Source organism: Leifsonia sp. Root112D2 (assembly GCF_001424905.1).
Lineage (GTDB): Bacteria > Actinomycetota > Actinomycetes > Actinomycetales > Microbacteriaceae > Root112D2.
In genome coordinates this window covers 898,390-914,311 of the sequence record NZ_LMCU01000001.1, presented here as the reverse complement: position 1 = coordinate 914,311, position 15,922 = coordinate 898,390, and the positions used below count along the sequence as shown (strand labels likewise).

14 protein-coding genes are annotated in these 15,922 nt (G+C 68.5%); 11 read left to right on the top strand and 3 right to left on the bottom strand.

Annotation, left to right across the window (positions count from 1 at the left end; all coding sequences use genetic code 11):
- Positions 1–24: 24 nt before the first annotated feature.
- From ASC63_RS04215 to ASC63_RS04195, 5 genes are all read left to right on the top strand, one after another.
- Complete coding sequence (locus ASC63_RS04215) at positions 25–486, top strand: GbsR/MarR family transcriptional regulator (protein WP_055810225.1); 462 nt, start codon at positions 25–27, stop codon at positions 484–486.
- A 42-nt stretch (positions 487–528) separates the two neighbouring features.
- The gene (locus tag ASC63_RS04210) at positions 529–771 is read left to right on the top strand and encodes a hypothetical protein (RefSeq protein WP_055810223.1); all 243 of its coding nucleotides are present in this window, start codon (positions 529–531) and stop codon (positions 769–771) included.
- A complete protein-coding gene (locus ASC63_RS04205) occupies positions 768–1,256 on the top strand; it encodes a TA system VapC family ribonuclease toxin (protein WP_055810221.1) in 489 nt (162 codons plus the stop codon). The genes ASC63_RS04210 and ASC63_RS04205 overlap by 4 nt, the downstream gene beginning before the upstream one ends.
- A gap of 9 nt (positions 1,257–1,265) precedes the next feature.
- Positions 1,266–3,230, top strand: coding sequence for a M13 family metallopeptidase (locus ASC63_RS04200; RefSeq protein WP_055810219.1), 1,965 nt, complete (start codon positions 1,266–1,268; stop codon positions 3,228–3,230).
- Between the two features lie 229 nt (positions 3,231–3,459).
- Entirely contained in the window at positions 3,460–4,365 is a 906-nt protein-coding gene (locus ASC63_RS04195; protein ID WP_055810217.1) for a serine hydrolase, read from the top strand.
- On the opposite strand, the gene ASC63_RS04190 is transcribed toward ASC63_RS04195, so the two are convergent.
- Positions 4,362–5,507, bottom strand: coding sequence for an NAD-dependent epimerase/dehydratase family protein (locus ASC63_RS04190; RefSeq protein WP_235491801.1), 1,146 nt, complete (start codon positions 5,505–5,507; stop codon positions 4,362–4,364). The two genes, ASC63_RS04195 and ASC63_RS04190, sit on opposite strands and share 4 nt — an antisense overlap.
- Positions 5,508–5,638: 131 nt before the next feature.
- Here ASC63_RS04190 and ASC63_RS04185 point away from each other — a divergent pair, with 131 nt between their 5' ends.
- The 4 genes from ASC63_RS04185 to ASC63_RS04170 all read left to right on the top strand — a co-directional run bounded on the left by ASC63_RS04185 (position 5,639) and on the right by ASC63_RS04170 (position 10,770).
- Positions 5,639–7,027, top strand: a complete 1,389-nt coding sequence (locus ASC63_RS04185; RefSeq protein ID WP_055810215.1) for a glycine--tRNA ligase — start codon at positions 5,639–5,641, stop codon at positions 7,025–7,027.
- A gap of 3 nt (positions 7,028–7,030) precedes the next feature.
- On the top strand, positions 7,031–8,131 hold the full coding sequence (locus ASC63_RS04180) for a VIT1/CCC1 transporter family protein (protein WP_055810212.1): 1,101 nt from the start codon (positions 7,031–7,033) through the stop codon (positions 8,129–8,131).
- 218 nt (positions 8,132–8,349) lie between these two features.
- Positions 8,350–9,102 (top strand): class I SAM-dependent methyltransferase, encoded by a 753-nt coding sequence (locus ASC63_RS04175; protein ID WP_055810210.1) that lies wholly within the window; start codon positions 8,350–8,352, stop codon positions 9,100–9,102.
- A gap of 114 nt (positions 9,103–9,216) precedes the next feature.
- Entirely contained in the window at positions 9,217–10,770 is a 1,554-nt protein-coding gene (locus tag ASC63_RS04170; protein WP_055810208.1) for an FAD-binding oxidoreductase, read from the top strand.
- Between the two features lie 104 nt (positions 10,771–10,874).
- On the opposite strand, the gene ASC63_RS04165 is transcribed toward ASC63_RS04170, so the two are convergent.
- Positions 10,875–11,516, bottom strand: a complete 642-nt coding sequence (locus ASC63_RS04165; RefSeq protein ID WP_200936934.1) for a GNAT family N-acetyltransferase — start codon at positions 11,514–11,516, stop codon at positions 10,875–10,877.
- 34 nt (positions 11,517–11,550) lie between these two features.
- Positions 11,551–12,930: a glutamyl-tRNA reductase gene (locus ASC63_RS04160; RefSeq protein ID WP_082487184.1), complete on the bottom strand. Its 1,380-nt coding sequence runs from the start codon at positions 12,928–12,930 to the stop codon at positions 11,551–11,553.
- A gap of 112 nt (positions 12,931–13,042) precedes the next feature.
- Between ASC63_RS04160 and ASC63_RS04155 the strand changes: the two genes are divergently transcribed.
- Both ASC63_RS04155 and ASC63_RS04150 read left to right on the top strand, forming a co-directional pair.
- Positions 13,043–14,284, top strand: coding sequence for a uroporphyrinogen decarboxylase (locus tag ASC63_RS04155; RefSeq protein ID WP_235491799.1), 1,242 nt, complete (start codon positions 13,043–13,045; stop codon positions 14,282–14,284).
- Entirely contained in the window at positions 14,274–15,881 is a 1,608-nt protein-coding gene (locus tag ASC63_RS04150; protein ID WP_082487683.1) for a protoporphyrinogen/coproporphyrinogen oxidase, read from the top strand. The genes ASC63_RS04155 and ASC63_RS04150 overlap by 11 nt, the downstream gene beginning before the upstream one ends.
- Positions 15,882–15,922: the final 41 nt, after the last annotated feature.

Below are 15,922 nucleotides of genomic sequence, written 5' to 3'. Positions count from 1 at the left end.
CCCGACACCTGAAAGACTGACCCCATGCCCCGAGACGACCAGGCACTCAGCGACATGATCGAGCAGTCCGCCGCCATCCTCACCGCGGCGGGAATGCCTCGGATGCCCTCGCGAGTGCTCATGGCGCTCACCGTCGCCGACGGCGGTGGCATGACGGCCGTCGAGCTGGCCGAGCGACTCGGCGTGAGCGCCGCCGCGATCTCCGGAGCGGTGCGCTACCTGCAGGGAATCGGTATCGTGCGGCGTCTGGCCAGGGCCGGCAGCCGACGCGACAGCTATGAGACTCCCGAGAACATGTGGTCGTCGACCATTGCCCAGGAGCAGCCCGTCTACCGGGCGCTTGCGGCGCAAGGGGAAGCGGCGCTCGTCGCGATAGACGAGCCGGAGTCGGAGGCATCCAGGCGCCTGGAAGAGATGGTGGGTTTCTACCGTTTTCTGGACAGGCGCATGCCCGAACTCATGGCCGAGTGGGAGGCGCAGCGATAGTCCCCTGCCCATATAGCCATATCGGTGGCTATGCTTGTATGTATGAAGACGACGCTGAATCTGCCTGACGCTCTCTTCGCAGCGGCCAAGCAGGGTGCCGCAGCCGAGGGGGTCACGATGACGAGCTTCGTGGAGTCGGCGCTACGGGCGCGGATCGCGGCATCCGGCCAGAGCTCTGAAGCCTCCGTTCGTCTGCCGACGTGGCGTGGCGGCAGCGCCGACGGCTACCTCATCGACGTCACCGACAAAGACGCCGTCTGGGCCGTGCTGGACGAGCGCTCGTGATTCTGGCCGACGTCAACGTGCTGGTCTACGCCTTCGATGCGGATGCCGCGCAGCACGCCTCGTACGCGGCCTGGCTCGAACGTGCTCTCGCCGGCCCCGAAGACTTCGCCCTGCTCGACACGGTGCTTTCCGGCTTCGTGCGCATCGTGACGCATCCGAAGATCATGCCCAGGCCGGCCCCGACGGGGCAGGCGGTCGAGTTCGTGAACGCGCTGATCGGTGCGCCGAGCGCGCGCTGGCTGCCGGCATCCGGGGCGCTGTGGGGTACATTCGCGCAGCTTGCCGCCGATGACCCCGCGCTCAAGGCCAATCTGGTTCCGGATGCCTACCTCGCATCCGCCGCCATCGCACACGGCGCCCGATTCGCGACCGCCGACCGCGGTTTCGCCCGCTACCCCGGTCTGAACTGGTTCGACCCCGCCGTCTCTGCGGGCTACGTCAGCAGGAAACGGGCAGGCACGAAACAGACAGGCACAAAACAATAGGCTGGGGGGATGACTGACAAGGCGCTCGCATCCGGCATCGATACCGCAGAACTCGACGAGGGCATCCGGCCCCAGGACGACCTCTTTCGCCACGTGAACGGGCGCTGGATCGATCGCACCGAGATTCCCGGCGACAAGGCACGCTACGGCTCGTTCACGGTGCTCGCCGAGGAGGCCGAGAAGGCCGTGCGCGACATCATCGTCGAGGCGCAGACCGCGGCGGAGGGCACCGAGGAGCGCACCTTCGGCGATCTCTATTCGAGCTTCATCGACACGGATCGGGTCGAGGCTCGCGGCACCGAGCCCATTGCGACCGAATTGGCCGCGGCTGCCGCCGTCGACTCCATCCCCAGCCTGCTCGAGACTGTCGGTCGCCTCGAGCGCGGCGGGCTCTCCGGCTTCTACCAGCTCTTCGTCGACAACGACCCGGGCAACCCCGAGCGCTACCTCGTCTTCGTGGAGCAGTCGGGCATCTCGCTGCCCGATGAGAGCTACTACCGCGAAGAGAAGTTCGCCAGCGTGCGCGAGGCCTACCTCGGCCACATCGAGCGCATGTTCGAGCTCGCTGGGCTCGCGGATGCCGCCTCCCGCGCTCGCCGCGTCTTCGAGCTCGAGACCGCCATCGCCGCCGTGCACTGGGACAATGTGCGCTGCCGCGACAGCGAGGCCACCTACAACCTGCGCACCTGGGCCGACGCTGCCGCGCTCGCCGCAGGCGTCGACCTGAACACCTGGCGCACCGCGCTCGGCGCTCCGGCCGCGTCGCTCGACGAGATCGTGCTGCGCCAGCCGAGCTTCACCGAGGGCCTCGCCGCCCTGCTCACCGACGACCGTCTCGACGCCTGGAAGGACTGGCTCGCCTGGCAGGTCATCCACGGCTTTGCTCCTTACCTGCCGCAGGCCTTCGTGGAGGAGAACTTCGACTTCTACGGTCGCACCCTCTCCGGCACCCCCGAGATGCGTGCCCGCTGGAAGCGCGGCGTCTCTCTCGTCGAGGGTGCAATGGGCGAGGCCGTCGGCCGCACCTACGTCGACCGGCACTTCCCGCCCGCGGCGAAGACGAGCATGGATGTGCTGGTAGGCAACCTGATCGAGGCGTATCGGCGCAGCATCCGGGGCCTGGAATGGATGGGCGAGGAGACTCGGCAGCGCGCCATCGACAAGCTCGAGAAGTTCACGCCCAAGATCGGTTTTCCGGTGAAGTGGCGCGACTACTCGGCGCTGTCGATCGACGCCGGCGATCTGATCGCCAATGTGCGCGCAACCAGCGCGTTCGAGTTCGACCGCGAGCTGGGCAAGATCGGCAAGAGCCTGGACCGCGACGAGTGGTTCATGACCCCGCAGACCATCAACGCCTATTACAACCCGGGTTTCAACGAGATCGTGTTCCCCGCGGCGATTCTGCAGCATCCCTTCTTCGATCCGGAGCGCGACGACGCCGCCAACTACGGAGCCATCGGCGCGGTGATAGGCCACGAGATCGGGCACGGCTTCGACGACCAGGGTTCCAAGTACGACGGCGACGGGCGGCTCATCGACTGGTGGACCGCGGATGATCGTGCCGCCTTCGAGAAGCGCACCGCCTCGCTCATCGCGCAGTACGACGCGCTCGCCCCGCGGCAGGTTCCCGACAGCCACGTGAACGGTGCGCTCACGATCGGCGAGAACATCGGCGACCTGGGCGGGCTGTCGATCGCGTGGCAGGCCTACCTGATCTCGCTGGACGGGGCAGAGTCACCGGTGATCGACGGCATGACGGGTGCCGAGCGCTTCTTCCTCTCCTGGGCGCAGGCCTGGCAGCTGAAGGGGCGCGACGAGGAGGTCATTCGCCTGCTCGCGATCGACCCGCATTCGCCCAACGAGTTCCGCTGCAACCAGATCGTGCGCAACATCGACGACTTTTACGAGACGTTCGCTGTGACCGAGACGGATGCCCTCTGGCTCGACCCCGCGGAGCGCGTCACCATCTGGTAAAGCGGGTTTCGAGACGCCGCCTCGTTCCTCGACGGCTCCTCAACCAGCGTTGGTTGAGGAGCGAGGAACGAGCGTCTCGAAACCACCGCGCGCGACGCGCCGATGAACGCGACATCGCTGGCATGATTGGCTAGCATCGACTGTGTCGAGATGCCGCCCGAACGGCAGCGACACTGAGGTATCTGGGGGGATACGCATCCGAAATCGGATTGAAGGATTACTCCCCGTCGTGACCATCCCCACCCAGGCATCCGAACGCCGCACGCGTCGCGGCGCCCGGCGCGGGCGGCACCGGGGGGTCGACAGCAACGACAACTTCTCGCGTGGCTTCGGGGCTCTCGCGCACCTTGCCCTCAACGGCGTGCAGGTGTCAGCGCGGGCCACCGATCTCGCCACCGGCACGGTGCTGCTCTCGATCGACGACCACATCATCATGCCCACGGCCAGCATCGGCAAGGTGTTGCTGCTCGTCGAGGTGGCCGCGCGCATGCAGCAGGAGCCGGCGTATGGGCTCGCCCTGCTCGACCGCGCCAGAGAAGACGCGGTCGGCGACGCCGGAATCTGGCAGCATCTGCAGGCGCCCTCACTGCCCGTGGCCGATCTGGCCGCCCTCGTCGGTGCCACCAGCGACAACCTGGCCACCAATGTGCTGCTGCGTCGCGTCGGCCTCGACTCGGTCGCGGCGCGCACCCAGTCGCTGGGGCTCACGCGCACCGCGCTGCTCGACCTGGTGCGCGACCATCGCGGGCCGGATGATGCCCCACAGCTTTCCGTCGGAAGCTCCAACGAGCTCACGTGGCTGTTCAGCGCTCTCGCGCGCGGCGAGATCATCGGCCCCGAGGTGAGCCAGCGGGTCATCGGCTGGCTCTCGCTGAACACCGACGTCTCCATGGTTGCCGGGGCGTTCGGTCTCGATCCGTTTGCGCATCGCACGGCCGACCACAGCATCCTGCTCGTCAACAAGACCGGCACGGAGCCGGGCGTGCACAGCGAGGCCGGCGTGCTGCGCGGGCCACGCGCCGGCGTCTCCTACGCGGTGTCGACCTACTTCGACGACGCCACCCTCGAGGCCAGGCTCACGGTGCTCGACGCCATGCGCACGGTCGGCCTCGACGTGCTGGAGTACGTGCATTAGCTAGGCGTTGATCGACCGGCAGAGTGTGTTTTCAGCCAGGCATCCTCGCCCTCGTAGTCAAACCAGTTGGCGGCGCCGTAGCGCTCGGCGAGCACCGGGAAGAGCTGCTGCCAGTCTTGTTCGAGGTTGTGGGCGGCCGATTCCACGGCGGCGGTGATCCAACGGATGTCGCCTGCCACGGCATCCGCGTAGCTCACGACCGGGGCATACCCGAGTTCGGCACGGGCGGCATCCATGCTGAGCAGCAGTGGGCGCGGCAGCGACCACGGTGTCTGGCCGAGCGTGCCCTCGGGCGGCCCCGCAAACGTCACGATCTCGGCGTCGTGGTTCATGGCCGCGAAGATGGTGCGGCCGATCTCGGCCACCGTCGGCGTCTCGTCGTCTGCGGCGTTGAGCACCCTGCGGCCCGGTTTGTCGGCGCACAGGGCGATCAGCTCGGCGAGGTTGGCCGTGGCGATCGGGCTGAACTGGCTGCCGCCGTCGTAGCTCAGCACGGCCTCGTGCCGCCCATCGAGCACGCGTTTGATGAAATACCACTCGCGCAGCGCCTCGCTGAATGGCCCGTGAATGGCTCCCGGGCGCAGGATGCTCACCGGCAGATCCGGGGTCGCCAGCAGGCGGCGCTCCATCGCCGCCTTGAGAGGCGAGTATGTCTGGAAGGCCGCATCGCCGACATCCGCCTCGATGATGGGGTCGCTCTCGTGCAGCGGCACCGCAAAGTCGGGAAAGTCATGCGGGCCGGTGGCGGTGTCGAGGCTGCGCCCGTGCGCATCCGTGTACACGGATCCCGTGGAGATGACCACGAGTGAGCCCACCTCGCCGGCGAGCCGTGTGAGCTGATCGGCGTGCTCGGGCGTGTACGCGACCGCGTCGACCACGAGGTCGGCCCCGCGGGCGAATTCGAGCAGCCGTTCGGTGTCGTCGCGATCCTGGCGCACGACGGTCACATCGAGCTCGGTGAGCGTCGGGTCGCCCTGATGGGCATTCTGAGACCCCGGATGCGCGCCGCGATGCAGCAGCATCACCGAGAATCCGCTGGTGGCAAGCCTGCGGGCTGACGCCACCCCGATCTGACCGGTTCCGCCGATGATCACGGCCGTGCGGGTCGGGGCGTTCAGCTCTTCGGCCTCGTCGACGTTCATGCCTTCACGCTACGCTCGCGGAGTGCTGCGGGAGCGAAATACTGCTGACACCGTAAAATGGGTGGATTGCCCCGGGCGCACCCGTCCGTGAGAGCAGCACATGCACCACCAAGCACCCCATTGGAGCCACCATGGCCGCGCCTTCTTCTCGTCTCGATGCCGTCATCGCCCTCGCCCGTCACCGCGGGTTCGTCTTTCAGGCGGGTGAGATCTATGGCGGGTCCCGCTCCGCCTGGGACTACGGCCCCCTCGGCACCGAGCTCAAGGAGAACATCAAGAAGCAGTGGTGGCGGTACATGGTCACCGGTCGTGAAGACGTGGTCGGGCTCGATTCGAGCGTGATTCTGCCCCGGGCGGTGTGGGAGGCATCCGGTCACGTCGGTGTTTTCACCGACCCTCTCGTGGAGTGTCTGAGTTGCCACAAGCGTTTTCGCGAGGACCACCTCATCGAGGCCTTCGAGGAGAAGAAGGGCCGCTCGCCCGAGAACGGCATGGCCGACATCGTCTGCCCCAACTGCGGCACGCGCGGCCAGTGGACCCCGCCCCGCGACTTCAATATGATGCTGCAGACCTACCTGGGCCCGGTTCAGGATGAGTCGGGGCTGCAGTACCTACGGCCCGAGACTGCGCAGGGCATCTTCACCAACTTCGCCAATGTGCTGCAGGCGGCACGCATGAAGCCGCCGTTCGGCATCGGCCAGATCGGCAAGAGTTTTCGCAACGAGATCACGCCGGGAAACTTCATCTTTCGCACGCGCGAGTTCGAGCAGATGGAACTCGAGTTCTTCGTGGAGCCGGGCAGCGACGAGGAGTGGTTCCAGTACTGGGTCGACTATCGCTGGGCCTGGTACACGGGCCTCGGCGTCAACCCCGAGAACCTGCGGCTGTTCGAGCACCCGGCCGAGAAGCTCTCGCACTACTCGAAGCGCACGATAGACATCGAGTACCGCTTCGGCTTCACGGGCAGCGAGTGGGGCGAGCTCGAAGGCGTGGCCAACCGCACCGACTTCGACCTCTCGACGCATGCCGAGCATTCCGGCAAAGACCTCTCGTACTTCGACCAGACCAAGAACGAGCGCTGGGTTCCGTACGTGATCGAGCCGGCGGCCGGCCTGACGCGCTCCCTCATGGCGTTCCTGGTGGACGCCTACCACGAGGAGGAGGTGCCCAATGCGAAGGGCGGCGTCGACAAGCGCACCGTGCTCAAGCTCGACCCGCGCCTGGCTCCCGTGAAGGCCGCGGTGCTTCCGCTCAGCCGCAACGAGCGTCTCTCGCCGCTTGCCCGTGAGGTGGCGGCATCCCTGCGCCAGAACTGGAACGTCGACTTCGACGACGCCGGGGCCATCGGGCGGCGTTACCGTCGGCAGGACGAGATCGGCACGCCGTACTGCGTGACCGTCGACTTCGACTCGCTCGACGACAACGCGGTGACCGTGCGCGACCGCGACTCGATGGCGCAGGAGCGCGTGCCGCTCGCCGAACTGCAGAACTACCTCGCCGTGCGGCTGGTGGGGGCGTAGCCCATGCCCGCCTCGCCCGCGCGGCCGACCCCGGCGCAGATTCGCCGCTGGCGCCAATACCTCGCCGATGAGCGCGCTGAGGCCGCGGTCTACCGCGACTTGGCGGGCCGTCGCGACGGCGAGGAGAAGCAGATTCTGCTCGCATTGGCGGATGCCGAGGGCCGGCACGAGGCGCACTGGCTCGAGTTGTTGGGGGAGCACGCGGGCAAACCGCGCAAGGGCGACATCCGCACCCGCATGCTCGGTCTTCTCGCCCGCCGCTTCGGCTCGGTCTTCGTGCTCGCGCTCGCCCAGCGCGCGGAATCGCGCTCGCCGTATGAGGCAGACGACGACGCGACGGATGCGATGGCGGCAGACGAGCGCATCCACGAGGAAGTCGTGCGGGGGCTCGCCACCCGCGGCCGGCAGCGGCTCTCGGGTACCTTCCGCGCCGCCGTGTTCGGCGCGAATGACGGCCTGGTCAGCAACCTCTCCCTGATTCTTGGCATCGGCGCGACGGGCGTGTCCTCTTCCATCGTGCTCGTCACCGGCATCGCAGGCCTGCTCGCGGGCGCCCTGTCGATGGGTGCGGGGGAGTACGTGTCGGTGCGCTCGCAGCGGGAGTTGCTGGAGGCATCCCAGCCTGGAACCGAGACGGAGACCGCGCTTCCGCACCTGGATCTCGAGGCCAACGAGTTGACGCTCGTCTACCGTGCGCGCGGCATGAGCGCCGAGGAGGCTGAGGAGCACGCTCGCGTGGTACTGGCCGCGCAACAGACGCAGACCGGGTCGGTGCCGATCTCGGTCCCTGAGCTTGCCGAGGGGCCCGCCGACGAACACGAGGCGATAGGTACCGGAATGGGTGCAGCGATCTCGAGTTTCTGTTTCTTCGCATCCGGCGCCATCATTCCCGTTCTGCCGTATCTGTTCGGGCTGCAGGGCCTCGTCGCGGTGATCGTCGCTGCAGTGCTCGTTGGTCTTGCCCTGCTGGGCACGGGCGCGATCGTCGGCCTGCTTTCGGGCGCGCCGCCGCTACGCCGTGCGCTGCGTCAGCTGTTCATCGGCTACGCGGCCGCCGCGGTCACCTACGCGCTCGGGTACCTCTTCGGCACCCAGGTGCACTGAGCCGCACCCGCCGTCGCTGCCGCACGCGCGGAACCCGTCCGTGGACGGCCACCCCGCCGTGCGTCGTGCGCATAACTCATGCAGTTTGCGACAGGGGAGGGCGGCATCCGCGTATTGGCGCGGGAAGCCAAGACCCCGCGCGGCAAACAGCATGAGTTATGCGCAGGTAGATGGGCGAACCCTCAGCGGGCCGGGCGTGGCGGTGGCAGGCTGGGGGCATGGATGCTGCATCGAAAGACCGGCACGCGCACTCGTTCGGGGCGGCCGCAGAGGCCTACGAGCGCGGCCGGCCCGGGTATCCGGATGCCGCGGTCGACTGGATGCTGCCGCCCGGCGCCACCCGCGTGCTCGACCTCGGCGCGGGAACGGGCAAGCTCACCCGCTCGCTGCTCGCACGCGGCCTCGACACGGTGGCCGTCGAGCCGCTCGACGGCATGCGGGCGCAGCTGGAGCGCGCGCTGCCGAGCGCGACGGCACTCGCCGGCAGCGCCGAAGAGATTCCGCTGCCCGTTGCGAGCGTCGACGCGGTGCTCGTCGCCCAGGCCTGGCACTGGGTCGATCCCGCGCGCGCCGTGCCCGAGGCGGCGCGCGTGCTGCGGCCCGGCGGAACGCTGGGACTGGTGTGGAACATCCGCGACGAGAGCGTTGAGTGGGTGGCCCGATTCGGCGAGCTCATCACCGAGACGCGCGAGCATGACTTCGACGCCGGTGACCCCACGATCGGTGCGCCGTTCGGTGAGGCGCAGCACCACGAGGTGCGCTGGACGCACCGCATCACCCGCGCGGCACTGCTCGACCTCGTTGCCTCGCGCAGCTACGTGATTGTGCTGCCCGAAGAACGACGTACGGCGCTGCTGGGCCGCGTGCGCGAACTGCTCGACACGCATCCGGATGTCGCCGGTCGCGACCCCCTGCCCCTCCCGTACATCACCCGGGCCACTCGAGCGCGCCTGCCAGCCACCGCTGGTTGAGGAGGGGTCGAGGAATGAGGCCCCCTCTCGAAACCCGCCGCGCCACGCAGGTTTCGAGACGCTCGTTCCTCGCTCCTCAACCAGCGAAACGAGCCGACGGCTAGCATTGGCCCCATGGCCGAGATCACGCGTCGATCCGCGCTCGGGCTGGGGGCAATCGGGGTTGTCGGGCTGCTCGCCGCCTGTGCGCCCGAGCATCCTTCGCCGAGCCACACCCCGACGAAGACGCCCGGAAGCCCGCCGGATTGGGCTGCCCTCGCCAGCACGACGACTGGCACGCTGAACAGGCCGGGTGACGCCGGCTACGACACGGCGAAGCTCACCGAGAACCCCGAATACGACGACGCGCAGCCGCTCGCGGTGCTGACCGCGGCATCCGCGGCCGATGTTGCCGCCGGGCTCGCCTTTGCCAGGAAATACGCCGTGCCGCTCGCCTTGCGCTCGGGCGGACACAGCTACCCCGGTTGGTCGTCGGGTGGTGCGCCGGGAACCGGCATGCCGGCTTCCCTCATTCTCGATTCGCGTGGGATGTCCACGGTCACCGTGAACAGCGACCAGACCGTGACGGTGGGCGCCGGCGCGTCACTCGCGCAGGTCTACGACGCGCTCGGCAACGCCGGCCGGGCCTTGGCGGGTGGATCCTGCGCGACCGTCGGCATCACCGGACTCACCCTCGGCGGCGGGGTCGGCGTGCTCGTGCGCGCGTACGGGCTCACCTGCGACGCGCTCACCGAGGTGCAGATCGTCACCGCTGACGGAAAGGTGCGCATCGCCAACGAGAAGACGAACGCCGATCTGTTCTGGGCCTGCCGTGGGGGCGGCGGCGGCCACCTCGGCGTGGTCACGCGCCTCACCTTCACCACGGTGCCGGCGCCCTTCGTCACGATGTTCTTCCTCAGCTGGCCGATGACCCGGGCCGCACAGGTGATCAAGGCCTGGCAGAACTGGGCGCCGAAGGCGAACCCGAAGCTGTGGTCGACGCTCAAGCTGCTCGGCGGCGAGCAGCATCCGTCAGGCCCGCAATTGACCGTCTCGGGCACCTGGCTCGGCGACGCGAACGGCACCGGTCTCGACGCCCAGCTCGCCCCGTTCCTGGACGCGGTCGGCACCGCCCCCAGCGAGCAGGATGCCGGCACCCACAACTACGGCGACGCCATGATGCGCTACGCCGGATGCGCCGGACTCTCCCTCGACCAATGCCAGACCGGCACGGGCGGCAAGCTCACGCGGGAACCATACGCCAACACCTCGCACATCGCGAACGACGTGCTCGACGACAAGGGCATCGCCGATCTGATCGCCCAGGTGCAGGCGGCCCAGAAGGTGAAGGGCATGACCGAGGGCGGCATCTCGATGGATGCGCTCGGCGGCGCCGTCGCATCCGTCGCCCCCGATGCCACCGCCTTCGTGCACCGCAGCGCACTCGCGAGCGTGCAGTACACCTCGACGTTCGCGGTCGGGGCGGCACCCGAGCCCTACTACGCCTACGTGCGCGGATTCCGCGCGGCGATGACGCCGCACTGGGGCAACGGTGCATACGTGAATTACGCGGATGCCGAACTCACCGACCCCGCGACCGCCTACTTCGGCGACAACGCGGCCCAGCTCGCAGCCGTCGTCAGCAAGTACGACCCCCGCGGCCTCTTCACCCAGCCCCAGCGCTACTGACCTCTGCCGGTTGAGGAGCGAGGAACGAGCGTCTCGAAACCCGTGGCGCCACGCTGGTTTCGAGACGCAGCCTCGTACCTCGACTGCTCCTCAACCAACGTCGACTACGTCGTCAGCGCGGCGAACTCCCGGTCGAGAATCGCGTGGATGCAGGTGTCGGTCCACGCCCCGTCGACGAGCACATTCTCCAGGTAGTGCCCCTCGCGGCGCATCCCCAGCGTGTCGCACAGGCGGGCGGAAACCTCGTTGCGCGGGTCCAACTCGGCCACGACGCGGTGCGCACCGAGCGTCTCGAAGCACACACGCAGCAGGGCCTGGGCGGCCTCGGTCGCATAGCCGCGACCGTGCACGGCCGGGTGAAACACCCAACCGACCTCGAGTTGGGCATCCGCCGCGCTCTTGAGAAACACGCTCATGTCGCCTATCACCCGTGAGTGCCCGCCATTCGCATCGGGCATCTCGACCGCGAAGACCAGGCCGTCTCCGTCGTGCTCAAGCCTGCGCAGCGCGCGCCGACCCGCGAACGGTTCTTCGCCCTGCTCGCGCTCGTGCACCTCCCACAACAGGTAACGGGCGACGCCTTCGCGATTGCGATACGACTGTGCCGTCTCGATGTCGTCTTCGGTCAGCGGGCGCAGCACCAGACGATCGGTGCTCACCTCGACGGCCTCGTAGGGCAGATTCTTCAAGCCGGATGCCTCGACCGTGTCGGTCGCGGCCCCCTGCGTGTGTGCGTCATTGCTCACGTGTTTCTCCCCTTGTTTGCGAGGGCCCTGGTTCTTAGGACGCCTCGGACTCCGTGGTGCTGTTCTCGGCTGTGGAACGTTTGGTGTTGGTGTTGGTGTTGGTGTTGGTGTTGGTGTTGGTGTTGGTGTCGGCGCGGGCGACGGGGCGAAGACCAGCCGTCGCATCCGGCGTATCGATGCCGAACAGTGCTGCGGCGCCCTCGATGAAGGCGTCGGCGCGACCCTCCCGGGCCAGTTCGCGCGCGCGCACCGAGGGGGTGTGCAGCAGAACCCCGGCGAGGTGCCGCAGCGCTTCTTCTGTCTTCTCGCTGGTATCGCCACGCCGCCTGGCCCAGGCGATCTCGCCGTCCAGCACATCGAAAATGTGCGTGCGCAGGGCGACAAGTGCAGGGGTGATGGCCTGCTCGCTGGAGCGCGCGCGGAACTCCGCGACGGCCTCGCCGACCAGCGTACGGGCATCATCGGTGGCGTTCAGCTCGGCGAGCGGCGCGTGCTTGCTGATGGTCTCGAGGTCGAGCAGTTCGGTGCCATCGACGAGGGCGACGGCGGGGTCCACGTTGCGGGGCAGACCCAGGTCAACGATGAGCCGCCGCTCAAGTGCACCCTTGACGTTGCTCGCGAGGCTCACGGTTTGCGCATCCACAATGACCGTGGGCGCCACGCTGCAGGCGACGATCAGGTCGGATGCCGCGACGGCCTCCACGAGCCCGTCGACGGCCACCGCATCGATGTCGTGGGTTGCCGCGAACTTCTGGGCCCGGCCGGTGCGGGAGAACACCCGCACATTCGTGACGCCGCGGTCGCGCAGGGCGGCCAGGGTCGCGCCGGCGTACGCGCCCGTGCCCACGAGCAGCACGCTGGTGGCGGCCCAGTCGGTGATGCGGCTCTCGCTCATGTCGAGGGCGAGCCGAACGACCGAACGGCCCGCGCTCGTGATTCCCGTGCGGTTCTTCACGCCGCGCGAGGTGCGCGAGGCATCCTGGAACAGCCGCTCGAGTTCTCGCGAGACGGTGCCCCTTGTCCGGGCTGCTTCGAGCGCGCGACGCACCTGTCCGGCGATTTCGCCTTCGCCGACGACCACCGATTCCAGGCCACTGGAGACCGAGAAGAGGTGCTCGGCAACGTCGTGGCCGCTTTTGACGGCACTGGATGCGCGCAGCTCGCTTGCATCGATCCCTGTCGCAGCGCTCATGGTCTCGATGATGGTCTCGGCGGCATCCGCGTGGGTGGAACGGAGCGGCTCGTCGACATCGAGATAGGCCTCGAAGCGGTTGCAGGTGGCGAGAACCACGCTGCCGCTGAATTGTTCGCCGCGCGCGTCGAGAGCGTCGATGATGTCGGGGGCGCGCCGCTCGAGCCGTTCGAGGAGGTCGAATCCGGCGTTGCGGTGACTCGAGGTGAAGCAGAGAAGCACGGGGTTGAGCCTACGCTCGAGAACGCCCGACTCCGAATCGCGCGCGTCGTTCCCTGAGCTTGCCGACCGGGCGGGGAGAGCAGCACTCAGCTAGCTTTGACAGAATTGCGGGGTGACCATCGCTGAGACGCCCGCCGCCCTCGCTCTCGCCCCGGGGCATCCACTCGCTGACGCCCTGACCGCGGACTCGCGGTTGGTTCGCGCGTATCAGGGGGTGCGGCAGCCCGTGACGCCCGTGTGGTTCATGCGCCAGGCCGGGCGCTCGCTTCCCGAGTACCGCGAACTGCGCGTGGGCACCCACATGCTCGACGCTTGCCTCGACCCGGCGCTTTCGAGCGAGATCACCCTGCAGCCGGTGCGTCGCCACGGCGTCGATGCTGCCATCTTTTTCAGCGACATCGTGGTGCCGTTGCGACTCGCCGGGGTCGACGTGGACATCGTCCCGGGCAAGGGCCCGGTGCTCGGCCATGCCGTTCGCACCGCGGCGGATGTCGCGGCACTGACCGCGCTCGACCCCGCCTCGCTGCTGCCGGAAGACCCGAACGGCCCGCTCTCCGCGGTGATCGAGGGCGTGCGACGCACCGTCGCCGAGCTCGGCTCGACCCCGCTCATCGGCTTCGCCGGCGCGCCGTTCACTCTCGCCGCCTATCTGGTGGAGGGCGGCCCGTCGAAGGACCACATTCGTGCACGCACGCTCATGCACGCCGAACCGGATGCCTGGGCCGCCCTCATGGCGTGGACCGCGGATGTCACGGGCGCCTTCCTGCGCGCCCAGATTCTCGCCGGTGCGAGCGCCGCGCAGCTCTTCGACTCCTGGGCGGGAGCGCTGTCGCTCGCCGACTACGTGCGGTACGTGGCGCCGGCATCCACTCGTGCACTCGCCCACGTGCGCGGCCTCACCTACACAACCCGGCCTGAGGTGCCCTTAACCAAAACGACGGAAGAATCGCGCGAATCGGCCGGAAATGCTGGATTTGGAGCTGATAGCTCAGTTTCTCCGTCGTTTTCGACGAGCACGGCCGAGCGGCGCAATGTGCCCATCGTGCACTTCGGTGTCGGAACGGGCGAGCTCCTGAAGGCCATGCACGACGTGGGCGCCGATGTGGTGGGCGTCGATTATCGCGTGCCGCTCGATGAGGCGAGCAGGCGCCTCGGACACGTCGTTCCCGTGCAGGGCAACATCGACCCCGCCATGCTCGACGCCCCGTGGCCGGTGCTCGAGGCCCATGTGCTCGACGTGCTCGAGCGCGGCGCGCACGCGCCCTCCCACGTGCTCAATCTCGGCCATGGCGTGCCGCCCGAGACCGACCCGGATGTTCTCACCCGACTCGTCGAGTTCGTTCATGCGCGGTGACGAACCTGACGAAGAGCCGGCCTCGCTCGCACCGACGCGCGTCCTGATCCTCGGCGGGGGCATCGCCGGCTTGGTTGCGGCGCGTGACATTGCCCGCCCCGGCTTCGCCGTGACGGTGCTCGAGGCGGCGGATGTCGTCGGCGGCAGCGTAGCCACGCACGAGGTGGCAGGCATCCGGCTCGATACGGGGGCAGAGAGCTTCGCCACCCGTGGCGGCGCGGTGGCGCAGCTCATCTCGGATCTGGGTCTCGACGACGCCGTCGTGCAGCCGAATCCGGCCGGGGCGTGGTTGCGCCTGGCCGACCGCACGGTGCCGCTGCCGAAGGCCGGGCTGCTCGGCATTCCGAGCTCGCCGCTGGCGAGTGATGTGGTACGGGCCATCGGCTGGGGCGGCGCGTTGCGCGCCTATCTCGACCGAATCATGCCCGTGATGAAGATCGGGCACGAACGCAATCTCGGCCAGCTCGTGCGGCGTCGCATGGGGCGGGCCGTGCACGATCGGCTGGTCGCCCCGGTGGCCTCGGGGGTGTATTCGGCCCAGCCCGACGAACTGGATATCGCCGTCGTCGCGCCCGGGCTGAACAGCGCGCTCACCCGGCAGGGCTCGCTTTCGGGTGCCGTCATGGAGCTGCGCGGTGCCGCGAAGGCCGGCTCGGCCGTGGGCGGGCTGCGCGGCGGGATGTCGCGGCTCGTCGACGAACTCGTCTCCCAGATCGAGGCCCGCGGTGGCACGATCCGCACGGGCGCCCGCGTCGAATCTCTCACCCCCGCGGGCCTCGCGCCCTTAACCAAAACGACGGAAAAACTGCCCGAATCCGCCGAAAACGACCCGAATCATCCCGAATCATCGATTTCTCCGTCGTTTTCGACAGGCGTCGAGGGCGAGGAGGGCGGTAGTGGTGCCGAAGCGGGCCGCTGGCGGGTCGGCCTCGCGGGCGGCGAGAGCCTGTGGGCCGATGCGGTGCTCGTGGCGCTGCCGGGTGACGCGGCGCTGAGGGTGCTGAGCGGAGCATCCGCCGACGCGGCGCATCTTGCCGAGCTCGACTGGCCCGAGGCATCCAGCGTCGAGCTGGCCACGCTCGTGCTCGACGCCCCTGCCCTCGACTCCGCCCCCCGGGGCACCGGTCTGCTCGTCGCCGAAGACGCTCAGGGCGAGGCCGCAGGAAGCGCGGCCGTTACCGCCAAGGCCCTCACGCACGCCACCGCCAAGTGGCCCTGGCTAGCCGAAGCCGCTGGCAGCGGTCGCCACGTGCTGCGCCTCTCGTACGGCCGTGCGGGTGAGCCGAGTCGAACGGCGGCCCTCGACGACGACACGTTCCGCGATCTCGCGTTGAAGGATGCCGCGACGCTGCTGGATATTCCGCTGCAGGCATCCGCCGTGCTCGGCTTCGCCCGCACGCGGTGGACGAACGCGCTGCCGTTTGCCGCGCTCGGTCAGCGCGAGCGCATCGCCGCCGTCCGTTCGGCTATCGACGACATCGACGGTCTCGAGGTCTGCGGCGCCTGGCTCACCGGTACCGGCCTGGCCTCCGTGGTTCCTGATACTCGGGAGGCGGCGCGCCGCATCCGGGGGTTACGCTGGAAGGCATTGACCTAAGAATCACCGACACGAATCGCGAAAGCGATTCTTAAAGGGGT